Source organism: Flavobacterium sp. RSP49, assembly GCF_003968735.1.
Lineage (GTDB): Bacteria > Bacteroidota > Bacteroidia > Flavobacteriales > Flavobacteriaceae > Flavobacterium.
Genome location: NZ_RYDN01000018.1, coordinates 36,646 through 60,774, shown reverse-complemented (window position 1 = coordinate 60,774; position 24,129 = coordinate 36,646). Strand labels below are relative to the sequence as shown.

18 protein-coding genes are annotated in these 24,129 nt (G+C 34.5%); 10 read left to right on the top strand and 8 right to left on the bottom strand.

Annotated features, from left to right (window positions below):
- Window positions 1-81: 81 nt before the first annotated feature.
- From EKM02_RS10035 to hutH, 3 genes are read right to left on the bottom strand one after another with little or no spacing between them, the layout of a single operon-like run.
- Window positions 82-1,365: an inorganic phosphate transporter gene (locus tag EKM02_RS10035; protein ID WP_126454752.1), complete on the bottom strand. Its 1,284-nt coding sequence runs from the start codon at window positions 1,363-1,365 to the stop codon at window positions 82-84.
- A gap of 30 nt (window positions 1,366-1,395) precedes the next feature.
- Window positions 1,396-2,040, bottom strand: coding sequence for a DUF47 domain-containing protein (locus EKM02_RS10030; RefSeq protein ID WP_126454750.1), 645 nt, complete (start codon window positions 2,038-2,040; stop codon window positions 1,396-1,398).
- Window positions 2,041-2,089: 49 nt separating this feature from the next.
- On the bottom strand, window positions 2,090-3,604 hold the full coding sequence (gene hutH / locus EKM02_RS10025) for a histidine ammonia-lyase (RefSeq protein WP_126454748.1): 1,515 nt from the start codon (window positions 3,602-3,604) through the stop codon (window positions 2,090-2,092).
- A 909-nt stretch (window positions 3,605-4,513) separates the two neighbouring features.
- Here hutH and thrA point away from each other — a divergent pair.
- From thrA to EKM02_RS10005, 4 genes are all read left to right on the top strand, one after another.
- Window positions 4,514-6,961: a bifunctional aspartate kinase/homoserine dehydrogenase I gene (gene thrA, locus EKM02_RS10020; RefSeq protein ID WP_126454746.1), complete on the top strand. Its 2,448-nt coding sequence runs from the start codon at window positions 4,514-4,516 to the stop codon at window positions 6,959-6,961.
- Window positions 6,962-7,068: 107 nt separating this feature from the next.
- Window positions 7,069-7,995, top strand: a complete 927-nt coding sequence (locus EKM02_RS10015) for a homoserine kinase (RefSeq protein ID WP_126454744.1) — start codon at window positions 7,069-7,071, stop codon at window positions 7,993-7,995.
- A 126-nt stretch (window positions 7,996-8,121) separates the two neighbouring features.
- The gene (gene thrC, locus EKM02_RS10010; protein WP_126454742.1) at window positions 8,122-9,411 is read left to right on the top strand and encodes a threonine synthase; all 1,290 of its coding nucleotides are present in this window, start codon (window positions 8,122-8,124) and stop codon (window positions 9,409-9,411) included.
- A gap of 658 nt (window positions 9,412-10,069) precedes the next feature.
- Complete coding sequence (locus EKM02_RS10005; protein ID WP_126454740.1) at window positions 10,070-11,497, top strand: hypothetical protein; 1,428 nt, start codon at window positions 10,070-10,072, stop codon at window positions 11,495-11,497.
- A gap of 84 nt (window positions 11,498-11,581) precedes the next feature.
- On the opposite strand, the gene EKM02_RS10000 is transcribed toward EKM02_RS10005, so the two are convergent.
- Window positions 11,582-12,490: an SH3 domain-containing protein gene (locus tag EKM02_RS10000; RefSeq protein ID WP_158614739.1), complete on the bottom strand. Its 909-nt coding sequence runs from the start codon at window positions 12,488-12,490 to the stop codon at window positions 11,582-11,584.
- A 1,305-nt stretch (window positions 12,491-13,795) separates the two neighbouring features.
- On the opposite strand from EKM02_RS10000, the gene EKM02_RS09995 reads away from it, so the two are divergent.
- The 5 genes from EKM02_RS09995 (at window position 13,796) to EKM02_RS09975 (ending at window position 18,018) form a co-directional block, all read left to right on the top strand.
- The gene (locus EKM02_RS09995; RefSeq protein ID WP_126454736.1) at window positions 13,796-15,196 is read left to right on the top strand and encodes an MBL fold metallo-hydrolase; all 1,401 of its coding nucleotides are present in this window, start codon (window positions 13,796-13,798) and stop codon (window positions 15,194-15,196) included.
- A gap of 11 nt (window positions 15,197-15,207) precedes the next feature.
- The gene (locus EKM02_RS09990; protein WP_126454734.1) at window positions 15,208-15,525 is read left to right on the top strand and encodes a rhodanese-like domain-containing protein; all 318 of its coding nucleotides are present in this window, start codon (window positions 15,208-15,210) and stop codon (window positions 15,523-15,525) included.
- A gap of 272 nt (window positions 15,526-15,797) precedes the next feature.
- Window positions 15,798-16,106, top strand: a complete 309-nt coding sequence (locus EKM02_RS09985; RefSeq protein WP_126454732.1) for a DUF202 domain-containing protein — start codon at window positions 15,798-15,800, stop codon at window positions 16,104-16,106.
- Window positions 16,107-16,173: 67 nt separating this feature from the next.
- A complete protein-coding gene (locus tag EKM02_RS09980) occupies window positions 16,174-17,388 on the top strand; it encodes an MFS transporter (RefSeq protein WP_126454730.1) in 1,215 nt (404 codons plus the stop codon).
- A gap of 60 nt (window positions 17,389-17,448) precedes the next feature.
- The gene (locus EKM02_RS09975; protein ID WP_126454728.1) at window positions 17,449-18,018 is read left to right on the top strand and encodes a TlpA family protein disulfide reductase; all 570 of its coding nucleotides are present in this window, start codon (window positions 17,449-17,451) and stop codon (window positions 18,016-18,018) included.
- Window positions 18,019-18,508: 490 nt separating this feature from the next.
- On the opposite strand, the gene EKM02_RS09970 is transcribed toward EKM02_RS09975, so the two are convergent.
- Window positions 18,509-18,955, bottom strand: a complete 447-nt coding sequence (locus EKM02_RS09970) for a tellurite resistance TerB family protein (protein WP_158614738.1) — start codon at window positions 18,953-18,955, stop codon at window positions 18,509-18,511.
- Window positions 18,956-19,356: 401 nt separating this feature from the next.
- On the opposite strand from EKM02_RS09970, the gene katG reads away from it, so the two are divergent.
- The gene (katG, locus tag EKM02_RS09965; RefSeq protein ID WP_126454723.1) at window positions 19,357-21,609 is read left to right on the top strand and encodes a catalase/peroxidase HPI; all 2,253 of its coding nucleotides are present in this window, start codon (window positions 19,357-19,359) and stop codon (window positions 21,607-21,609) included.
- Window positions 21,610-21,915: 306 nt separating this feature from the next.
- Here the strand turns inward: katG and chrA are convergent, their stop codons facing one another.
- The 3 genes from chrA to EKM02_RS09950 are packed head-to-tail and all read right to left on the bottom strand — an operon-like array spanning window position 21,916 to window position 23,948.
- Complete coding sequence (chrA, locus tag EKM02_RS09960; protein WP_126454721.1) at window positions 21,916-23,046, bottom strand: chromate efflux transporter; 1,131 nt, start codon at window positions 23,044-23,046, stop codon at window positions 21,916-21,918.
- Window positions 23,036-23,467: a DoxX family protein gene (locus EKM02_RS09955; RefSeq protein WP_126454719.1), complete on the bottom strand. Its 432-nt coding sequence runs from the start codon at window positions 23,465-23,467 to the stop codon at window positions 23,036-23,038. The genes chrA and EKM02_RS09955 overlap by 11 nt, the downstream gene beginning before the upstream one ends.
- Before the next feature lies 1 nt (window position 23,468).
- Window positions 23,469-23,948: a hypothetical protein gene (locus tag EKM02_RS09950; protein WP_126454717.1), complete on the bottom strand. Its 480-nt coding sequence runs from the start codon at window positions 23,946-23,948 to the stop codon at window positions 23,469-23,471.
- Window positions 23,949-24,129 lie beyond the last annotated feature (181 nt).

Below are 24,129 nucleotides of genomic sequence, written 5' to 3'. Positions count from 1 at the left end.
CCGCTTCACATAGCGTGTTTCTTCATGTTTTTCCATTAGGATACTTTTTGTGTATCGCTATTTCAGGACGGGACATTAGTATTAAATAAAAATACTAAAAATATAGTAAATGATTGCTGCTAATATTGCTGAAATTGGAATGGTTAAAACCCAAGCCCATAATAAACTTACGGTCATTCCCCATCGCACGGCTGAAACTCTTTTAGTAAGTCCAACTCCAATTATAGATCCAGTAATAGTATGCGTTGTACTTACGGGTACTTTAAAATGCTCTGTAAAATATAAGGTCAGTGCCCCGGCAGTTTCTGCGGCAACACCTTCAAAAGAGGTCACTTTTGTTATTTTAGAACCCATTGTTTTCACGATCTTCCAACCGCCGCTTAAAGTCCCTGCTGCAATAGCAGAATAACAGGCAAGTGGAATCCAAGTTGGCATTTTAAAGGCTCCGTCGTCATTAGGAAGCACCACATCTAACCAAGCTGGAAGCGATTCCTGAGCAACACCACTAGTGTGAATATAAACTGCAACCGCTGCTGCAATAATACCCATTACTTTTTGGGAATCATTCCCTCCATGCCCTAAACTAAAGGCTGCTGAAGACAGTAATTGCATTTTTTTCAACCATGCAGTAGCTTGATTTAAATTTAAACTACTAAATATCAAACAAAATGTACTTATAGACAGAACGATGAATGCCACTAAAAACCATTTAATATTATGGGATTCAAACGCAACACTCCAAAAAGGAGAATCAAAACGAGGGTCTTTAATCTGGTCGTAATAGATCATTTGACTTTCTACAAACCAGATGGTCAAAATCATTAAAGAAGCTGTAAATATTTTAGGATAAATACTTTTTTTAGAGGCATTTAGCAACCAAATTGATATTAAATAAGACATTAAAGCGCCTAACAAAGGTGCCAATATAATAAATGCAACGATGATCAAAACACCTGAGGGCATTCCACCATCTTTTCCAACATTGTACCAAGAAACCACACCAAATCCGGCATGAGCGATAGCTGCTCCTGCAAAACCACCAATTAAGGTATGAGAAGAACTAGAGGGAATTCCTTGCCACCAAGTAAATAAATTCCAAATGATAGCGGCGATTACACCCGCCAAAATAACGACTAAATTAATATCCATCGTATTGGCTGTTTTTGCCACAGTATCTGCAACACCAAAACCAAAAACCCAATACGCCAAAAAGTTAAAAAAAGCGGCCCAAACAACTGCTTGAAAAGGAGTTAATACTTTTGTGGCAACAACGGTTGCTATAGCATTGGCAGCATCATGAAAACCATTAATGTAATCAAAAATTAAAGCCAGGACTATAATAACTATAAGTAGAGTAAATTCCATAATTATAATTTCAGAATAAAACGGATTGAATTAAGAATGTTTTACAGAAATGGATTCTAAAACACTCGCTACACTTTTACATTTATCAGTAGCCGTCTCTAAAACTGACAATACTTCTTTGTACTTGATAATGTTTTTTGCATCCGTTTCATTTTCGAATAAATCAAGAACTGCTTTATCATAAACATTATCTGATTTATTTTCTAATTTATTAATTCTGACACAGGCATCCGTGATGTTCTTTATATTTTTTAAATCTCTCAATTCTCTTACCGCTACATCAATATTTTGACATGCTTCAAGATTGATTTCAGTCAATTTTCTAATGGATTTCGTAATTTTATCAACTTGATACAATTTCATCCTGCTCGCTGCACCATGAAGGTTATCCGCTACATTATCAATTGAAGTAATTAGAGAGTGTATGTCCTCTCTGTCAAATGGAGTAATAAAATTTCTACTCAACTCTAAACTTGTTTGACGTGTTATATCCTCTCCTTTTTGTTCTAATGCATCAATTTTCATAAAAAGGTCTTCGCGCTCTTTTAAAGGAAGGTTTACAGCTTCGTGTAAATTTGTAGCAATTTCAATTAAATTACTGGATGCTTGTTCAAAAAGCGGAAAGAACTTTTTGTCTTTAGGAACCAAAAATTGGAAAAAATTATTTATGTTCATTTCATTAAAATTTAGTCCGGCAAAATTAATTCATTATTCATTGTTAATGTTAAGCCATTGTTAATAAATCATTTTCTATTTGAAAACTGTTCAAAAAAGAAACCGTCTTTTCAATATCATAATGCAAAATTCGATCTTCTTTAATCAAAGGAACTTCTTCGCGATAGGCCTGCAAAAACATTTCAATAAAATCACTAGACAGCATTGGTCGTCTGTATTCAATAGCTTGCGAAGCATTCATCAATTCTATTGCTAAAATGCGTTCCAGATTATCCAAAACCCGTAATGCTTTGGTAGCGGCATTTGCCCCCATACTCACATGATCTTCCTGACCGTTGCTGGAAACTATACTATCTACACTGGCAGGAGTTGCCAGTTGTTTATTTTGACTGGCGATACTGGCAGCTGTATACTGAGGAATCATCAAACCAGAATTCAAACCGGGATTATCTACTAAAAATGCCGGGAGATTCCTACTTCCGGAGATCAATTGATACGTTCTTCTTTCAGAAATACTTCCCAACTCAGCCAAAGCGATTGCCATAAAATCTAAGGCTAAAGCCAAAGGTTGTCCGTGAAAATTACCTCCAGAAATAATTTGGTCACTTTCAATAAAAATATTAGGATTATCAGTAACGGAATTGATTTCAGTCTTGAACACTTTTTTTACATAATCAATTGCATCTTTTGAAGCACCATGCACTTGTGGCATGCATCGGAACGAATATGGATCTTGGACATGATTTTTTTCTTGTTCGATAATTTCGCTCCCGTCTAAAAATCCTTTTATGCGTTTAGCAGTAACAATTTGTCCTTTGTGAGGCCTTATAAAATGAATCAATTCATTAAAAGGTTCTATTCTTCCATCAAATCCTTCAAGTGAAATAGAACCTATTAAATCTGCTAAATAAGAAAATTTGCTGACTTTCATTAAGATATGTACTCCATAAGCACTCATAAATTGTGTTCCGTTCAATAAGGCTAATCCTTCCTTAGACTGCAGTACTATTGGCTCCCAGCCAAAATGTTTTAGAACTTCGCTGGAATGCACTTTTTTACCTTCAAAATACACATCGCCAGCACCTAATAAAGGCAGTGATAAATGCGCCAAAGGAGCCAAATCTCCCGAAGCGCCCAGCGATCCTTGCGCATAAATTACCGGAAGAATATCATTGTTATAAAAGGCAATCAATCGTTCCACCGTTTGCAATTGAATGCCAGAATAACCATAACTCAACGATTGAATTTTTAGCAACAACATCAGTTTCACAATCTGAGTTGGCACTTCCTCTCCCGTTCCGCAGGAATGCGATTTGACTAAATTTTCCTGAAGTTTTGATAAATTTTCATTCGAAATCTTAACATTACAAAGCGATCCAAAACCTGTATTTATGCCATAAATGGGATCCGAATGTGAAGCCATTTTTTTGTCCAGATAATCGCGACATTTTTGAATATTTATTTTTGCTTCATCAGACAAAGACAATGATTTATGATGTGTGACAATTTCCTCCAGTGTTTCCAAGCTAAGCAACTCAGTACTAATGTAATGCGTATTATCCATTTTGATTGTGTTTAAAAGGTAAAATTGAATAAATCTTTATAAATACACAACATTTATTGCTAATAATTTACATTTCATAACCCGTTGGGTTCAATTAATTTTTGATGATAATTTTCGTCAGTTCGAGTGATCCCGCTTTTGGGCGGGATTATATCGAGAACTAGAAAATTAGTATTAAAAACGGTTCTCGATACATTTTTTGTTGCGTATTACTACACAAAAAACACTCGAACTAACGTTTTGAATAATTACACCCAACGGGTATTTCATAGTTAAACAAAAACCAAATAATAGCTTTCAGATATGGATAACTATATGACTTTAACAGATCAAATTTTGATTATTCCTTTCCTTTTCCTCAGAACACTAAAGCACTAATTCGTAAAAATATAAACCCATTAACCTGCTTGGAATGCAAATTAAGTAGAATTAAATCCATTAAGCACTGCAAAAAATAGAACTTCGGCTGCATACATTTTTATAAACTTTAGAGATTTATACGAATAGCTTTATCTGAGACTGAATATATCATACAATATTTCATAATCCGCAAATAGCCTCTCCTATTTTAAAATATTCGCAAAAAGACTGTCAAACGCTTTGTTTTTTATAAAAAACTGTACTTTTGGAAGATCAAAATGGAAAACAACAAAGCTACATATCATGCTTCGATAACAACTCAAATCTGGGTTAGCATTGTTGTTACGTTTACTACAACAACTACCCCTTTGGGGTAAAATTTCAACATATAATCCTATTTATCATATTTTTTTCACAAGAAAGATAGACCTTGAGTGTATAACAAACATTATATTTTTCAAAAAAAACAACACACACCATTAGATCGCCTGCTGACAATTAATCCTGAAAATGGCGATTCCCCATTACATTAAAAATAAATAACTTGCTATGAAAGTATTAAAATTTGGCGGAACTTCGGTTGCCAATGCACAAAATATAAAACTGGTTTTAGCTATCGTTAGCGATAAAGCAAAAGAAGAAAAATTAATCGTTGTGGTTTCTGCTTTCAGTAAAGTTACTGATTTGCTTCAAATTGCCTCCCAAAAAGCGGCTGCTGGAGACGAAAAATTCAAAGTTATCCTAGCCGATATAGAAAAAAAACACTTAGATGCCTTAAAAGAACTTATACCAGTAAGCGAACAAAGCAGTCTTTTGAGCCATATCAAAAGAATCATTAATCATCTGGAAACCTTATTGGATGGATGTTACCTTTTAGGCGAATTATCTCCCAGAACTTCAGATACTATTTTGAGTTTTGGTGAATTACTGTCCTCGTATATCATTGCTGAAGCATTAAAACAAAACCTAATAAACAGCTGTTATAAAGACAGCCGAGAATTAATAAAAACCAATAACCATTTTGGAAAAGCAATTGTTAATTTTGATGCTTCCAATGAATTAATTGTTGCTTTTTTTGCTTCGAATGAGAGTCAGGTAGTGGTTATGCCCGGATTTATTGCTGCCTCTTTAGACGGAATCAATACTACTTTAGGGCGCGGTGGATCTGATTATACAGGCGCTATTCTTGCAGGCGCTCTTGATGCAACTGACTTGGAAATTTGGACTGACGTCAACGGAATGTATACTGCCAATCCAAAAATTGTAAAACAAGCACAACCTATAGCTTACATTTCGTACCAAGAAGCCATGGAGTTGTCACATTTTGGTGCCAAAGTCTTATATCCGCCAACAATTCAACCGGTATTAAGAAAGAATATCCCCATTCTGATCAAAAACACTTTTGAACCTAAGGCTGAAGGAACCTATATTTCAAATCAGGTTTTTGCGCAATCAAATCCTGTAAAAGGAATCACTCATATTGATGCTATTTCCTTAATTACGCTTGAAGGCTCCGGAATGATTGGCGTTTCCGGTTCATCCAAAAGACTTTTTGAAGTATTATCCAATAAAAACATCAACGTAATTTTCATCACTCAAGCCTCCTCAGAGCACTCGATTTGTATTGGAATTCTAAATTCGGATGCCGATGTGGCGCAAGAGGCCATCAACAAAGCTTTTGAAGTGGAAATTTTACAAAATAAAATAGATCCATGCATTGTTGAAAATAACCTTTGCATCATTGCTTTGGTAGGCGAAAATATGAAAAACCACCAAGGATTGAGCGGTCGAATGTTCAGTACTTTGGGTAAAAACAACGTCAACATCCGAGCGATTGCTCAAGGTGCTTCCGAAAGAAATATTTCGGCAGTAATCAACGAAAGAGATGTGAAAAAAGCATTGAATTCATTGCACGAAAACTTTTTTGAAGAAAATACCAAACAGTTAAACCTATTTGTAATGGGCGTTGGAAATGTGGGGGAGAAATTCATCGAACAAATTCACCAACAAAAGAAATTCCTAAAAGAGAAGCTCAAGATAAACCTGCGCGTCATTGCGTTGTCAAATTCCCGAAAAATGCATTTTGATGAAGACGGAATCTCCTTAAAAGAATGGAAATTTGCTTTAGAAACTGGAGAACCTGCGGATAAAGAACAGTTTATTGCAAATGTAAAAGAGCTCAATTTACGCAATAGTATTTTTGTGGATATCACGGCAAATGAAAGTGTGTCTAAAACCTACGAACAGTATTTAAAAAGAAATATTGCCGTAGTAACCTGCAACAAAATTGCCTGCGCCTCCGAGTACGACAATTATAAAAAACTAAAAAAATTATCCAGACAGTTCAATGCGCCTTTCCTATTTGAAACCAATGTGGGAGCTGGATTACCAATCATTGATACGGTAAAAAATCTCGTTGCCTCCGGCGATAAAGTCAATAAAATCCAAGCCGTTTTATCTGGAAGTTTGAACTTTATCTTTAATAATTTTGATGAAAATAACACTTTTCATGACGTTGTTAAAGAAGCTGGTGCACAAGGATTTACAGAACCTGACCCGAAAATTGATTTGAGCGGAATTGACGTTGCCAGAAAGATATTGATTCTGATACGAGAAAGCGGTTACAAAATGGAAATCAATGAAATCACAAACGAATCGTTCCTGCCGGCAGAATGTTTGGACACCACTAATAATGAAGCTTTCTTTGAATCTTTGACAGAACATGCCGCTCATTTTGAGACGATATATAAAGAAGCGTTGCACAAAGAATCACGGTTGAAATACGTAGCGCAATTTGAAAACGGAAAAGCAAATGTTGGTTTAAGATTCATTCCCAAAGACCACCCCTTTTACAATTTGGAAGGAAAGGACAACATCGTATTATTCTTCACAGATCGTTACGTAGACCAACCTTTATTAATAAAAGGTGCTGGTGCCGGAGCTGCAGTTACCGCATCAGGAATATTTGCAGATGTAATTAGAATAGGAAACGTATAAATTAGTCGTAAGGTCAAATGTCGTAAAGTCTGAAAGTTAGCCATTTGATTTTATGTTCATTCCTAAGACTTTACCACTTTATGACTTTAGACTTCAAGACTACTATTATGAATGAAATAAAAATATTTTGCCCTGCCACAATCGCCAATCTTTCTTGCGGGTTTGATGTCCTTGGTCTGTGTTTAGAAACTGCTGGTGACGAAATGATTATTCGGAAATCAGACATAAAAGGGATTCGCATCACTAAAATTGTGGGTGCCGACTTGCCTTTGGAAACCGAAAAAAATGTGGCTGGAGTATCCGCTTTGGCTATGCTGGAAGCTGTTGAAACGGAATTTGGATTCGAAATCGAAATCTACAAACACATCAAATCCGGTAGTGGAATTGGTAGCAGTGCCGCCAGTTCAGCGGGAGCAGTTTTTGGAATCAATGAATTATTAGGGCGTCCATTTACACGCAAAGAGTTGGTTTTATTTGCCATGCAGGGCGAAAAACTAGCCAGTGGAAACGCTCATGCGGATAACGTTGCTCCTGCCCTTTTGGGTGGATTCACGCTAGTAAGAAGTTCCAATCCATTGGATATTATCAAAATAGAAAGTCCCTCTGAATTGTATGCCACCGTGGTTCATCCTCAAATTGAGTTGAAGACTTCGGATGCGCGATCGGTGTTGAAGCAAACAGTTTCCTTGAAAAGTGCGATTATGCAATGGGGAAATGTAGGCGGATTAATCGCTGGATTGTACACCAAAGATTATGACTTAATTGGTCGATCATTGCATGATGAAATCGTAGAACCATTGCGTAGCGTTTTGATTCCAGGATTTGATTTAATCAAGCAAACTGCTTTAGAAAACGGAGCTTTAGGTTCCGGAATATCAGGTTCTGGTCCTTCTATTTTTGCTTTAAGTAAAGGAAAGGAAACTGCCGATAAAATTGCCAAAGCCATGAGTGTTATTTACGACGAAATGAATTTACCATATGAAATTCACGTTTCAAAAGTGAATGACGAAGGGATTAAAATAATAGCCCCATAACCCCTAAAGAGGAATAAAAAAAAACATAGCGATTTTAAAATTACAATAAATACATTCTAAATCCAGTTTCGTCTCCCTTCCCTTTGGGGGAGGGTTGGGGTGGGGATTCTATAAATACTATACACAATGAAATATTACAGTTTAAACCATAACGCGCCCAACGTTTCTTTCAGAGAAGCTGTAGTACAAGGATTAGCCACAGATAAAGGATTGTATTTTCCGGAAACAATTACCCCATTAGCACCTGCTTTTTTTGATACCATCGAAAATTTAAGCCATGAGGAAATTGCTTTTGAGGCGATTAAACAATTTATAGGTGACGAAATTCCCACAGACACTTTAAAACAAATCATTGCCGAAACCCTGTGTTTTGACTTCCCCGTGGTCGAAGTCGAAAAAGATATTTATTCTCTTGAATTATTTCATGGACCAACAATGGCTTTCAAGGACGTAGGCGCGCGATTCATGTCGCGTTGTTTGGGGTATTTCAATAAAGATAACGCCGACAGTAAAAACACGGTTCTTGTTGCCACTTCCGGTGATACGGGAGGTGCTGTCGCCAGTGGTTTCCTTGATGTAAAAGGTGTGGAAGTGATTATCCTTTATCCATCAGGAAAAGTGAGCGATATTCAGGAACGACAATTGACTACTTTAGGACAGAATATCAAAGCGCTTGAAGTGGACGGCGTTTTTGATGATTGTCAGGATATGGTAAAGAAAGCGTTCTTGGACGAAAGTCTAAAACATAAAAACTTAACATCTGCGAATTCAATAAATATTGCGCGCTGGCTGCCACAGATGTTTTATTTTTTCTTTGCGTACAAAGCATTAAAAAAAAGAAACAAACTATTGCTTTTCTCTTGTCCAAGTGGAAATTTTGGGAATATCTGCGCGGGGATCATTGCTAAGAAAATGGGCTTGCCTGTTCAACATTTTGTAGCGGCTACGAATGTAAATGATACGGTTCCACGGTTTTTAGAAAACGGAATTTACGCCCCAAAACCATCTATAGCTACAATTTCGAATGCGATGGATGTGGGGAATCCAAGTAATTTTATCCGAATTCAGGAAATGTATCACAATGACTTAGAGCAATTCAAAAAAGATTTCTCTTCGTTTACTTTTTCTGATAACGAGACTTTAGAAGCCATGACTACCATCTATAATATATCCGGCTATATTGCTGAACCTCATGGAGCAGTGGGTTATTTAGGATTGAAAAAAGAATTACAAAATTACCCAAATGCTATTGGTATTTTCCTAGAAACCGCCCACCCTATTAAATTTTTGGATACGGTTGAACCAACATTAAACGTAAAACTGCCTATTCCTACCCAAATTGAAAGCGTTTTAGGAAAGGACAAAGTAAGCGTGAAAATTAAAACCTACAAAGAATTGAAAGCATTTTTGGAATAAAATTTTCTCAAAACAATTAAACTACTATGGCTTAAATATCCACAAATTTGGTTTGCCAGACTAAAGTCTGCAAGATTAAAATGGGAACAAAAAAATTAAACCGCAGATTCGCAAATTAAACCCACTTACGCTGAATAAATAATTTGCAAATTCATACTAAAGTTTTTAGAAATGAAATGCACTAAAATTCATCGTTTTAATTATATTCTGTACGCAACAAAAAAACGACTAAGAATTCAATTTTAGTCGTTTTTTTGTACCCAACTAAATCTGGTCATAAGGTGATTTTAAATTTTTTTTTAGAACACAAAGAAAATAATTCTACCAATTTTATACATCCTTTTTAAATATATAATTTTGAGTAATTTACAAGAAAACAAGGCGATAAATTCTGTCACAAAAAAATAAAATTCAAGATCTAAAAATATAGCTTGAATATGACTTATATTATACATACTTTTGCAAAAAAATTGAGGTGTCTTATTCAGGTCTTGTATGAATATAAAAAACAAACTCAACCCATTAAAAAAACGAAGTATTTAAGAATCTGTTTCAATACAACAACAGAAACAACAGATAAAAAATACTCCAAAAAAACTACCTGATAAAGTAGCTTCCCATATCAACATAATTTATTAAAAAAAGGAGAAAAAATTGTATGACGGATCATAGCATGAATGCTGTTAGTTTTGAGATTGAATTATTGGACAAACACAAAGACTATAGAAATCACTACAGATCAAATGATTTGTATTGGGGTGTAGGAATTGAAAATGAATGTTATTTAGAGTTTGAAAATCCTCGCTTGGTAGACAAAGATTTTTTGCTAACCAAAGGACTTCATGAAAAGTATAGTGTCAATCATTTTAAGAATTATAAAGAAAACATATACCAAAATTCATTGCAAAAAATATTATCCGATAAAGAATATTATTTACCGGTATTAATGAATTCCCATTCGTTTACAAAAACAGATATAAACAACCAGCACAAGACTTTTGATCCCATAGATAATGAACCAAATCCTGACTATTTAGGGGAAAGTATCTTTGAAATACTACAAAAAAATAATTCTTATTTTATAAACGAGCTTCAAAAAGAGTTCATTTTTGACGGTGACACAGTTGAATTTGTTACGCAAAAATTTTACAAAACAGATGTTGACTCGGTTATTGCTGAATTAGCTACAATAAAACAAGGTTTCATACACCATTTACAAAACGCTTTTGATAAAGACAAAATCTTTACGGAATACGGCCCTGTAAAAATATGTGCTGTAAACCATCCCTTTGCTATATTTATATCAAACGACACGAATTATTCTGTTTTTAATAATATGACCTATCACTTCAATTTAACTATTCCAACTGAATTAAATAGTGATGGAGAAATTAAGGATAAATTAGGTTTTATAAAAAAACACCAGAGAGCAATTCGATTATTCCAATGGCTGAGCCCCTTGTTTATGATAAAATTTGGTTCTTCTGATTATTTATCGCACAATGACAGCAGCGTCAATTTGACAAAAGCATCACAACGATGTGCTATGTCAAGGTACATTGGTGTGGGCACTTATGACACCAATGTGATGAAAACCGGGAAGATTGTCCAGATGAATTTTGACGAACATCCCATGCATGAAAATCCAATGTGGTGGGTGAGCCGTTATTCTGAAATATCAGATTACGAAAAGATTGATAAAATTGGCCTAGACATCAATTTTCACAAGCACAAAAATCATGGTATTGAGTTTCGAATATTTGATTATTTCGACGAAAAATACCTACAGGAGGTTTTGAATTTTCTTGTTTTTATTATGGATCATGCCTTATTAAACGAAATAGAAAATCCTATTTGCGATTTGGAATGGAATAACTTTGTTTATGAATCTATTATACACGGCAAAGAAACGGACGTACCAGCAAACCTTATCGTACTTTTAGAAAACATACTGTCTGTTAAGATAGAATCTACTGATCCTTTATTAATTTACGAACAAATATACAGCAGTTTACACGCTCGTTATTACGAAAATGGCTTTTGCAGTTCTTTACTAATTAAAAAGCAAGTACTTCAAATGCACTAGTATCTTTTTAGAAAAACCTGAAAGTATGTATACTTCTTAGTGACTTAACCCCACAAGAAGTATACTATTTACAAGAGGTTTTAATTAATCATGATAATAAAAAATAGCAGAAGCATACCCACTTTCAGGATCATTATTACTCCACCAATCTGCTCTAATTTCTGAAAAATAATTATAATTATCAGCTCCTGCCTGAGACTGCAGCGGATAAATTACTTTGCCCTCTTTCCTGTAGGCTTTATCGGTATCTGTTTCTGGCACCACTACTACTATATGCCCGGATTTATTCAAAATAATTCTTTTGGCACAGATGATTCCTACACCACCATTGGCATTTACTTTCTCTTGAAGTTCAGCAACATCCGCGATTCTTTCCCATCCAAATTTATTTCCTGATTGTAAAAACCAATCATAGATATAATTTGAATAAAAAGGCCTTACCGTTTCATCAAAAACAACAGCCACTTCGTTCCCTTTCTCCAGTTGTTCGATGGCCTTATCCGTCCATCTCAATCTGGGAATATAGACCTTGGCAAAAAAGCAATAATCAAAAGTATAAATATTACAATAGGTATCCGATGCGTCTTTCTGATAGCGAAAACTTTTTGAAACATCCAGTGCAGTGATGATGTTGCGAATTGACGTCAGTTTAGACTCAAGACTAGTTAAATCCCTAAAAGGAATTGAAGGATCACCAATAGGTTTGTACGTTTCCTCTTTACTGTCAAGACTTGCTCGTGCACCAAGTTCAAAATTAGGCACCTCAATATCCGTACTTTTTTCAGTGGCTTCATCTACGAGCTCGATATCTCTTGAAAATACAAAACCCTCTGTTTCAGTATTAAAAAGCTTTACTTTCCACCAATCTGATGCTGTTTTTTCAATTAATTTAACAGTATGTCTAAACGGTATTTTTATTAAAATTTTGGAATTATCATGCGTTGCCGGAAAATCTCTTAGATTTAATAACGGGGTAGCGACTCTATATTTCATACTAATCAGTTTCTTATAAATCATTCTACCGCCAAAATACTAAAAACAACTAACAAAGCACCACCAGAAGTCGTTATTTTAAGATTTTTTTTAGAAACTAATAATGCCTGATAACAATAAATAACGTTATTTAGTCAGTAAAAAAGGGAGAGTGCACATTCCGACTTAGAAGAAATTAAAAATGTTTTAGACATTGCATTTAAAGGTATACTCTAAAAACATAAACCAATTGAAAAGTGATTATTACTAGGTTTTTTATTAAAATATTTTGATTCAGTGTCAAATAGAGCGCAGTCGAGATTCTTTTATTACTCACCGCACTTACGATTATTAGTAAATATGAGCGATCTTAAATATATATATTCAAAAATAAATTTAATCCGAAAAGAAAAAGAAATAATCAATATCAACTATTCAATTCTTCTTCTACAAGAATTAAAATTGTCTCTAAAATCGCATTTCAAAACACCTACTAAAAATCAAAACGGCGAAGAAAATTTTTCCACAGTTTTAGTTGTATCACAATATATTAAACTTAAATCACTTTCCACCAGTAGACGCATAGCACATGAGCCCGCCTTTTTGCATAGTAAACACAATCAATTCATTAGACTATTTACCTCTATTATGGGATAATGCTTTTTTATTAAAATCAACGACAATTCCAATTCGATTTATCTAAAACTTTTTAAAAAACAAGAAAATTAAAACACAAAAACAATTTATCAATTACATAAAGAATACAAAACGTGGCTAAACGAACTTTTGTTTGACAAAGATGACCTTTCAATTATGGCAAACCAACTTCAGGAAATAGCAGGAAAAAACACTTTCAAAAAGGTGTTCATCCTAGATGATCATTTTCACAATTAGTTAGCCATCCTAAAAGAGCAAATTGACATTTTAAATTAGGATCTCAAAAACCATAAATCCTTCCTTGAAGCACTCGTTCGCAGAAATACTACTGATATTGAACATAAAAAATTTCAGGCTATTGCAAAATACCGAGAAAATATTGCTCTTTTTTAAAAATATTTAAAAGTTAAGAGAATAGTTGATCGGTTATTTATCAAAATGGATGTAATCCTAAAAAATTATTCCATTGAAACTAAATCCATTTTAAAAATCAAAAAAAAAGGATTCCTCAAATAGCCTCAAAATAATTGTAGAACAGTTTGTTCCAGTTTGGAATTGATAGACCTATAAATAATTCTATTATAAACGTTTATGTAACATAAGTCACCAATTTTAATAAAATCATATCCTAATTTTGTCCAATAATTTAGAAACTTAAAAATAAACGATATGTATTTTCAACACATTTACGACAAGAGTCTTGCTCAGGCAAGTTATTTTATTGGCTGTCAAAAAGCAGGAGTTGCCGCAGTTATCGATCCTAAAAGGGATGTTGACACCTACCTTGAAATTGCCAAGCAGAACAATATGAAAATTACTCATATTTTAGAAACACACATCCATGCTGATTTCCTCGCTGGTTCCAGAGAATTAGCCGCTTTGACGGGAGCAGAAATGTACCTCTCAGCGGAAGGCGGATCCGATTGGAAATATGAATTCCCTCATGTTGACCTTAGCGAGGGCGATGTTTTAAAACTTGGAAACTTAAAAATAGAGGTCGTTCACACGCCAGGACATACTCCGGAAAGCATTAGTTTTCTGCTAACCGATACTCCCGCAAGCAATGAACCCGTAATGTTATTTACCGGTGACTTTGTATTTGTTGGAGACATAGGAAGACCAGATTTGCTTGAAAAATCAGCAGGAATGACTGGAAATCAGGAGATTGGTGCCAAACAAATGTATCAATCCATTACCAAATTCGATGCATTACCTGATTATATTCAAGTATGGCCAGGTCATGGAGCAGGTTCTGCTTGTGGAAAAGCACTAGGAGCCGTTCCAAGCACCACTGTAGGATATGAAAAAATAAGAAACTGGGCTTTTCAGCATAAAAATGATGAAACTGGATTTGTAAAATATTTATTGGAAGACCAACCGGAACCGCCAAAATATTTTGCGATGATGAAAAAACTAAATAAAGTTGATCGTCCGCTTCTTACAACTATTCCAAAATTAAAACAACTGGATTATAGCGAGTTAACAGCAGCTTTAGAAAAAGGAATCAAATTGATTGATGCAAGAGATAAAACGGAATTTTCTACAGGATTTATTCCGGGAAGCATCAACATTCAAGGGAATAATTCATTTGCCACTTGGGCAGGATGGTTTCTTACGTATGAAGAACCTTTTATGTTGCTTGCCGATGAATCACAATTAGATGATTTGACTAGAAAACTAATGCGAATTGGATTAGACAACATTCACGGGTACATTCCTTCTACGAAAATATGGGAAGAAAATGGCGGTTCTTTGGAGAAAGTAAATCAAATTACAATAGAAGAATTTAAAGCCTTACAACAAGAAAAAGATGTTCAAGTTATTGACCTTCGTAGCGCTGCTGAATACAAAGCAGGTCACATAAAAGGAGCTAATAATGCATTTATAGGCACTTTAGCAAATAATTTGGACAAAATAAGTAAGGAAAAAAAAGTGTTAATCCATTGCCAAGGAGGTGACCGGGCAACAATTGCCTATTCATTATTAGCGCGAAATGGGTATAAAAATGTGCTTAACTATTCTCCTGGAATGAATGAGTGGATGAGTCAAAATAATCCTATTGAATACTAAAAACCTCAATTATGTTCGGAATTTTTAAAAATCTGTTTTCAAAAAAAGAAACCACACAAATGGAAAAATTAATAAACGAAGGTGCTTTCCTAGTAGATGTTCGCACACCGTCAGAATTCGCAGAAGGTCACGTAAAAGGTTCAATCAATATTCCTTTGGATCAAGTGGCGAGCCAATTGGAAAAATTCAAAGAAAGAGAGCATATTATTGTTTTCTGCCGTAGCGGTAATCGCAGCGGTCAAGCCAAAATGATTTTGGAACAAAATGGTTTCAAAAACGTGACCAATGGTGGTACTTGGCAAGATGTAAACGAAGCGATAAGCAAATAAACAGCTGTTGTTTTAATAATAGTGTATGCAGTTTAAAACAAGAAAAGTAGTTGTTTTAAACTGCATATTTATTTATTCAGCAATGAAAATTAGAGGACAATAAAAACACTTTGATTTTATTCTACTTATAAATACTGAAAAAATATTTGATTTTTCAAATTCATTTAAATAAAGAAGTAAATTTGATAGTGCTTTTAGAAAAAATTTTCATTTTTACTCTTCTACGAAACAAATACAACTAAACTACTTTTTGCACTTAATTATAAAATAATATGGAAACAAAAAAAGCAGCAAACAAAGACTTAATTTTAAGAGAAAAATTAGCATTGCAACGGACTGTATTGGCCAACCAATCTACTTTTCTTGCCTTTTTGAGAACGTCAATGTATTTTTTGATTGCGGGTTTAAGTTTGAGAAATCTGCTCAAAATTGAAAATAGTTTACTGATTGAAATCGCACTTTTTATCACTTCATTTATCATTTTTATTTTTGGAACACTTAACTATTTCAAGCATAAAAAATCCATCCTAGAAAATAAAAAACACATAGGTGACTACCAATTAGAATATTACAAATTATAAGAACTTACACTTTTTTATTCCTAACTTCTTTTTTAAACGGAGATTTTAAATTCATAAATTACATCAATTGAAAACAAATACAACCAAACTAGGACTGAAAGAAAATTGGAAACAATTTACTATTTTGGTAATTGTCAATGCCTTTGTCGGCGGAATGATAGGAATGGAACGAACTATTATTCCAAAATTTGCTGAGATTGAATTTGGTATTGCTTCAAAAACGGCTATTCTCTCTTTCATCATTGCCTTTGGAATTACAAAAGCCATTACCAATTATTTTACGGGCAAACTGGCGAACCGTTTCGGGAGAAAAAATTTGCTTTTATTCGGTTGGATTCTGGCCATTCCTATTCCTTTTATTTTAATTTATGCTGAATCTTGGAACTGGGTGATTTTTGCCAATATTTTATTGGGAATTAGTCAAGGACTTACCTGGAGCAGTACAGTGGTGATGAAAATTGATTTGGTTGGAGAAAAAGATCGTGGACTTGCGATGGGACTCAACGAGTTTGCCGGTTATTTTGCCGTTGGATTAGTTGCTTTTCTGTCAGGCTACATTGCACAAAAATATGGCATTACGCCCTACCCTTTTTATTTGGGAATTGGGATTTCGATAATTGGTTTTTTATTGACTTTATTTTTTGTAAAAGATACCCGAGTATTTGTTCATCAAGAAAACACAACGAATAAAACTGAAAAATTAGATACTATTTTTCTTGAAACTACTTTCAAAAACAAAACATTAAGCACCATAACACAAGCAGGATTAGTCAATAACCTGAATGACGGCATGATTTGGGGACTTTTACCTATTGTGTTGCTTTCTTTGAATTATGATTCACAGAATATTGGAATTATAACCGCCATTTATCCTACTGTTTGGGGTTTTGGACAATTGGTAACCGGAAAAATGTCTGATGTTTATTCGAAAAAAAAGATGTTGTTTTGGGGAATGTTACTTCAGGGAATAGCGATACTTTTTATTCCTTTTGCTGCAGCATTCTATCAGTTGGCCGCAATTTCAGCATTTTTGGGTTTAGGAACGGCGTTAGTCTACCCCACCTTTTTATCTGCCATCGCACAAGCTACAACTCCACATCAAAGAGCAGAAAGTATTGGTACATTCAGGCTTTGGAGGGATTTAGGATATGCGATAGGCGCGATTATTTCAGGAATAACAGCTGATTTATTCGGTGTAAATTATGCTATTGTTCTAATCGGTGTCATCACCATTGTATCATCACTAATTATTGAAATCCGAATGCCGAAAGACTCTTTATAAAAAACAACCCGCTAATTTTAATCTAAAATCATCTCTTTTTAGAGAATAATAATTAAAAAAATGGAGCCAAAAAAATTAAAAAAATCGACTGTTCAAAATATTGTTTTTATCGTATTAATAGCACTACTTCTGTTCAGTCCGTTGGGCACTTTTGTAAAAGTAGAACTGAATCGATTAATTGCTTTTTCGCCTAAAACAATTGCCGTTATGGATCAAAAAGAACTGTCAACTTATCAATTGCAATTAAAAGACGCCACCGGAAAGACGGTGTCATTGGACGCATACAAAGGTAAAATAGTATTCATTAATTTCTGGGCCACCTGGTGTCCACCTTGTATTGCCGAAATGCCAAGCATTCAAAAATTATATGTTGATTATCAAGACAAAATAGTCTTTTTGTTTGTGACAACGGATTCCTTCGAAAAAGCAAATGCTTTTATGATTAAAGAAAATCTGACGCTTCCTGTGTATCAATCGGTAACCAATCCTCCATTAGAAATGGAATCAGCGACAATTCCGGCAACCTATATTATTAATCAATCAGGAAATGTAATCGTAGCCAAAATTGGAACAGCAAATTGGAATAGTGATTCGTTCCGAGAAATGCTAGACGAGTTATTAAAAAAATAGTAGGACCATCCGTATCAAATTAGTATAAAATAATTTGTGTGATTTTTTTACACAAAAAATACTGGATTTTTTTTAATCCAAATAATAAAATTTCATAATCAGATAGTGCAGTACTAAATACAGTAAAGTTCCCACTATGGCTAATGTAGCAAGCCAACTAATCAAATTGAGTACAACATTAGGGATAAACTTCAGTCTGGGATGCGTGATTATTGGTTCCCTCCGAAGTCTTTTGTGGATACTTTCTTTTGCTATTTTGATTTTCTTTTTGATAATCAATAATTTTTTTAAAACAACAGTTCTGGATAATTCTTGTTGTTTTTGGATCCCTAATTACAGTACTATAAAGTACGTAATAAATTCAACATAAATAACGCATCAAACCAAAAAAGAATAATGCAATCCAAAATACTCTTCAAATTGTTCAGTCATACAAAATCAGTGTAGATCAAACCTCTTTTATATCACGACTCGGTTTAAAGTGTCCTAATTATATCCCTTTGATATTTCCTCTGTTTTTCAAGAATATCACTTCAATTATTTTACTGGTCATTGCCGCCTCTATTTGGAGTCGATTAGACAATACTTCAATTATGTTTTTTTCTTCCTTCTCCAATTTTCCATCCGCAAGTAGTACTTCTAACGCAAGTGCAAATATGGTTTCTTTATCTTCTTTCTGAATCCATTCACAACAGGCAGAAAGGTATTTTAATTGCCCCATTTCAATTCTTAAAGCATAGGATTTTGCATAAAGAAGCACAATATCGGTTCCTATAAATTGCTCTTTAGAATTCAATATCCGCGATAATGTTGCTGTTTCCGAATCAGTAATTTGATTGTCCGCAGAAATGCAAGAATATAAAATTCCAACCCAAGCTTCATGAGCTGATACTATCAGATTTTTATCTTTGTTTTTATTATCATCAAATAAACTCATTTTTTTTGTTAAAGTTACAGATAACAGCACCAAGGAAGACTTAGTTTGGGATTTAATTATCATTTATTTTTTAGTGCATGGTAAATTTATCCGTGTAAGGCCAAAATAGTATTATGTCACTGCTGGACGATTCCATAACCATCTTTGCTATTCCATTTCCCTTATTTAAACATAAATTCGAACTAAAAAAGAGTGCAGCCCACTACTCGTCAATTAGTATGCTTAGAAGCACCAAAATGCTAACACACAAACACAGATGACTTTTTAATTGATTTTTTTTAGTAAATTTATAAATTCAGAATGAATAACAACCGCTATAGTTTTTATCTATTAAAAATTAATTTAGAGAAAGTTATTTATATGTAGTTTTGCTATTAAGAAAATAAATAATAAATCATACTATGGAAAATAACACAAACCCAAGCTCCACGTCCTACAATGTTAACGGAGAAAACAAATGTCCATTTAATCATGGTGCGAGTGCAGGTACTCCTGCAAAGCAAGGTGCTGGTTCAGCTCCTACAAATCGCGAATGGTGGCCTAATCAGTTAAAATTGAATATCTTGCGCCAACACTCTGAACTGTCAAACCCTATGGGTGATTCATTCAATTATGCGGAAGAGTTCAAGTCTTTAGATTATGCTGCCTTAAAGCAAGATATTATGGATTTATTGAATACTTCGCAGGATTGGTGGCCGGCAGATTATGGTTTTTACGGCGGATTCTTTATTAGAATGGCATGGCATAGTGCAGGAACCTACCGTATTGCTGACGGACGTGGTGGTTCTGGAGCTGGTACACAACGATTTGCACCACTAAACAGTTGGCCTGATAATGCGAATCTAGACAAGGCTCGTTTGTTGCTATGGCCTATTAAACAAAAATATGGCAGAAAAATCTCTTGGGCTGACTTATTAATTTTAAGTGGTAACTGTGCATTTGAATCCGCAGGATTTAAAACTTTTGGTTTCGCTGGAGGTCGAGAAGATGTTTGGGAACCAAATGAAGATATTTATTGGGGTTCAGAGCGGGAATGGTTGGGAGACAATCGTTACAATGAAGAACGCGAATTAGAACAACCGCTAGCCGCAGTTCAAATGGGATTAATCTATGTAAATCCAGAGGGGCCTAATGGAAATCCAGATCCAGTATTGGCCGCTCATGATATTCGTGAAACGTTTGCTCGTATGGCAATGAATGATGAAGAAACCGTAGCGTTAAGTGCTGGTGGACACACATTGGGTAAAACACACGGTGCTGCAGATCCAGATAAATATGTAGGTCCAGAACCGGCTTCAGCCCCTATTGAGGAGCAAAGTAAAGGCTGGAAAAACAGCTTTGGAACCGGAAATGCAGGAGATACAATAACTAGCGGTCTCGAAGGAGCATGGACAACAACACCCGCAAAATGGAGTAATAACTATTTCGAAAACCTTTTTGGATACGAATGGGAATTGACCAAAAGTCCGGCTGGTGCGCATCAGTGGAGACCAAAAGATGGAGCAGGTGCTGGATTAGTTCCAGATGCACACGACCCTTCTAAAAGTCATCAACCGTTTATGTTAACCACAGATCTTTCATTACGTTTTGATCCAGCCTATGAAAAAATATCAAGACGCTTTTTAGAAAATCCGGCAGAATTTAATGATGTATTTGCCAGAGCATGGTTCAAGCTTACTCACAGAGATATGGGACCAAAAGTACGCTATCTGGGACCAGAAGTTCCTGCTGAAGAACTAATTTGGCAAGATCCAATTCCTGCGGTTACACATCCATTAATAAATGATCAAGATATAGTTAATCTTAAAACTATTATTCTTGATTCGGGATTATCTGTATCGGAATTAGTTTCAACTGCCTGGGCATCAGCTTCTACTTATCGTGGCTCTGATAAACGTGGGGGTGCTAATGGAGGTCGCCTACGTCTAGCACCTCAAAAAGACTGGAAAGTAAACAACCCAGCACAGCTAGAAAAAGTACTTAACAAACTGGAGAACATCAAAAACGAGTTCAATAATGCTCAATCTGATAGTAAACAAGTTTCAATTGCTGATTTAATTGTTTTAGGCGGTAGTGCAGCGATAGAGAAAGCGACATCAATAGCTGGTCAAACTATCTCAGTGCCATTCACACCAGGACGTACAGACGCATCACAAGAACAAACAGATGTAGAATCATTTGCTGTTCTTGAGCCTCAAGCTGACGGTTTCCGTAACTATGTTAAAACAAAATATACAATATCAGCAGAAGAAATGCTGATTGATAAAGCACAATTATTGACCTTAACAGCTCCAGAAATGACTGTTCTTGTAGGCGGTATGCGTGCATTGAATACAAACTTTGATCAGTCTCAAAATGGTGTTTTTACAAAACATCCAGAAACCCTTACAAACGATTTCTTTGTAAACCTACTTGATTTAGGTACCACATGGAAAGCAGTTTCTGAGTCAGATGATGCATTCGTAGGAAGTGATCGTACAGCAGGCGGATTGAAGTGGATAGGAACTCGTGTAGATCTTATTTTTGGTTCTAATACGGAACTAAGAGCCATTGCCGAAGTGTATGGGTACAAAGACGGTCAAGAAAAATTTATAAAGGACTTTGTAGCAGCGTGGACTAAGGTGATGAACCTGGATCGTTTTGACTTACTGTAATTTAGATTTTATAATTTGTTTAAAAATGTGGTCTGGCAACAGACCACATTTTTTATTATCTAAAAATTTCAGATTAATTTCTTCTTTTCTTTATAACTTATAAAATTTTCGTTCAAAATAATCCTTTGTATGATGATGTCTTTATAAAAATATTTATAACGGATTGCTTCTTTTGATTCATAAGGACTAAAAAGTCTATTTTAATTATCGTCAGAAAGAACACGAAAAAAGATTTTTCCTATCAACTCTTAGCCAACTAACAACTAAATGCTGCTACTCGCTTATATTGACTCATCGCTTATTTCATCAAAAAAACGTCAATAAGTACCCCAATAAAGATCCTCCCAAAACTATAAAAGCACTATTTATTTTTTTTAAACTAACTATCAAAACCAAGCTTAAAATACCAATAAAAATTGTCTTCCAATCTGTAACGACATCTTTACCCATTTCAAAACAAACCGAAATAATAATAGCTACTGAAGCCACATTTACAGCATCTAGGAATACTAAAAATAATTTTGAGTTCCGCAACTTCTTTACTAGCGGATTGAGAAAAGAAACAAAAAGAAACGAAGGCAAAAAAATCCCAATAGTAGAAACAATCGCGCCAGAAAGTCCATTGATTTGATACCCAATAAATGTTACCGAAGAAAAAACGGGTCCAGGTGTAAACTGCCCAACTGCTATTGCATCATTAAGTTCTTGCCTTGATAAAAGTCCTGTTGAGACCAATTCTGCATCAAGGAAAGCAAATAAAACATAACCACTGCCGTAAAGTAGAGCACCTATTTTTAGAAATATCCAAAATAGATTTGAGTTTGTTACCGTTAAAAAAGAGTTATTTAGTCCCTGCAATAATACTAAAGGAAAAATACTGTTGGTGTGAGTCAATTTGTTATTTCTGATTAAATTCAAAAATAAAGCAAGAAAACCTGCTCCAAACATTAAATAAATTTCATTGAAATTCAACAAGGAACTAATTAAGATTAAAAGCCCAATGAATATTAATTCAAATGATTTTAATGATTTTTTTGCTAAAGGAAAAACTGCTCCAAGAATAATAGAAATAATTACAGGATTTATACCATAAACAAAATCGTGTAATTCGGGAAGTTGACCGTAGTTTTTGTAAAGCCATGCAAAAATTCCGGTAATGAAAACTGCAGGAATAATAAAGCAAAGACCTGCGATAATTAAGCCATTCCAACCTGCTTTTTCATGTCCTATATGTAGAGCCATCTCGGTACTGTTGGGTCCAGGAATTAAATTTGTTACACCAATCAAGTCAAGAAAGTGCTGCTCATCAAGCCACTTCCTTTTTATAACAACCTCTTGATGCATCATTGCAATATGAGATGCAGGACCTCCAAAACCAATTACGCCTAGTTTAAAAAAAAGTTTTGCAAGATCTTTTAACTCAGCATTATTTTTCATTCTTCATCAAAGCTTTATCCACAGACCAAAATCCACTCCCTTTTATTAGTAAATAAAAACTACCTAAAAGCATTGCCCAATCAGTTCTGCTCCCATGAAGCAGTTCCCAAAATCCTTTTTCCAAATAAACATCTGATTTTGTTGTTGTAAATGCTACTAGCATAACTATAAGTAAAGGAATACTTGCTAAGCGCGAACACAACCCAATTAAAAGTAAGACGCCACAAATAATTTCAAATGCACCAACAAAACTTCCTAATAGATCGGGTGAAGGCAAACCTATTTTTTCAAATCTACCAGCTCCGCGAATTGCAGGAAATAAAAACTTTTGAATACCTTCCGATAAAAACACGACTCCTACTATAAGACGAATGATTATTGTAGTTTTTGAATTGTCGGTATTAATGATTTTTTCTAACATATTATTTTCTTATCGGTGATTGTCTGTCTATGGGTGTCTTGATCGTAAAAAAAGGTACGTTTTCCATGGCATGACATCGGTTACAGTTAATTGTTACGTTCTCAAATTCTTTATTAAAGATTACGGGGTCTTTACTTTGAATACTGTTTTTCATTTTGGGTAAAATAACTGTCAAAAAATGATCGGCTGATGCTGCTCTTTTAGGCCTCCGTTCAAGACCATTTTTTATGGCGGTTTCTATTTTATCTATTTGATACTCGGCATACTCCCAATTTTGGTCTTGTCCCGCCCAAAATAGTTCTTGATACCGATATCCAGTCTCTAACATTGCATAGTCAAAACCACGAAATTGTTTTTCAATGGTCCGGATTTGCTCTGCTTCTGTTCCTTTAATCCAGTCCCCTTGTTGGTTACCTTTATCCTTTTGTTGGTTACAAGCAAAAAGACCAAATGTTGCAATAAGAATAACTATCTTTTTCATTTTTTGTATTATTATTTTTTTTAAACACAATTAAGTAAGTTCAAAGTTTAAACATCATAAAGTCAAAAGGAGCAATATTCTAAAAAATAGTTTAAAATCAATCTGTTGTGTCATTTTGTTTAATTTTAAAACACTACATTATACAAATGTTGCTACTTAGACTTTCTAAAAAACAAGATAA

Excerpts from the sequence above, each read along its gene's own strand:
- EKM02_RS10035 (WP_126454752.1), bottom strand. The coding sequence starts at position 1,365 with ATGGAATTTACTCTACTTATAGTTATTATAGTCCTGGCTTTAATTTTT.
- EKM02_RS10030 (WP_126454750.1), bottom strand. The coding sequence starts at position 2,040 with ATGAACATAAATAATTTTTTCCAATTTTTGGTTCCTAAAGACAAAAAG.
- hutH (WP_126454748.1), bottom strand. The coding sequence starts at position 3,604 with ATGGATAATACGCATTACATTAGTACTGAGTTGCTTAGCTTGGAAACA.
- thrA (WP_126454746.1), top strand. The coding sequence starts at position 4,514 with ATGAAAGTATTAAAATTTGGCGGAACTTCGGTTGCCAATGCACAAAAT.
- EKM02_RS10015 (WP_126454744.1), top strand. The coding sequence starts at position 7,069 with ATGAATGAAATAAAAATATTTTGCCCTGCCACAATCGCCAATCTTTCT.
- thrC (WP_126454742.1), top strand. The coding sequence starts at position 8,122 with ATGAAATATTACAGTTTAAACCATAACGCGCCCAACGTTTCTTTCAGA.
- EKM02_RS10005 (WP_126454740.1), top strand. The coding sequence starts at position 10,070 with ATGACGGATCATAGCATGAATGCTGTTAGTTTTGAGATTGAATTATTG.
- EKM02_RS10000 (WP_158614739.1), bottom strand. The coding sequence starts at position 12,490 with ATGAAATATAGAGTCGCTACCCCGTTATTAAATCTAAGAGATTTTCCG.
- EKM02_RS09995 (WP_126454736.1), top strand. The coding sequence starts at position 13,796 with ATGTATTTTCAACACATTTACGACAAGAGTCTTGCTCAGGCAAGTTAT.
- EKM02_RS09990 (WP_126454734.1), top strand. The coding sequence starts at position 15,208 with ATGTTCGGAATTTTTAAAAATCTGTTTTCAAAAAAAGAAACCACACAA.
- EKM02_RS09985 (WP_126454732.1), top strand. The coding sequence starts at position 15,798 with ATGGAAACAAAAAAAGCAGCAAACAAAGACTTAATTTTAAGAGAAAAA.
- EKM02_RS09975 (WP_126454728.1), top strand. The coding sequence starts at position 17,449 with ATGGAGCCAAAAAAATTAAAAAAATCGACTGTTCAAAATATTGTTTTT.
- EKM02_RS09970 (WP_158614738.1), bottom strand. The coding sequence starts at position 18,955 with ATGAGTTTATTTGATGATAATAAAAACAAAGATAAAAATCTGATAGTA.
- katG (WP_126454723.1), top strand. The coding sequence starts at position 19,357 with ATGGAAAATAACACAAACCCAAGCTCCACGTCCTACAATGTTAACGGA.
- chrA (WP_126454721.1), bottom strand. The coding sequence starts at position 23,046 with ATGAAAAATAATGCTGAGTTAAAAGATCTTGCAAAACTTTTTTTTAAA.
- EKM02_RS09955 (WP_126454719.1), bottom strand. The coding sequence starts at position 23,467 with ATGTTAGAAAAAATCATTAATACCGACAATTCAAAAACTACAATAATC.
- EKM02_RS09950 (WP_126454717.1), bottom strand. The coding sequence starts at position 23,948 with ATGAAAAAGATAGTTATTCTTATTGCAACATTTGGTCTTTTTGCTTGT.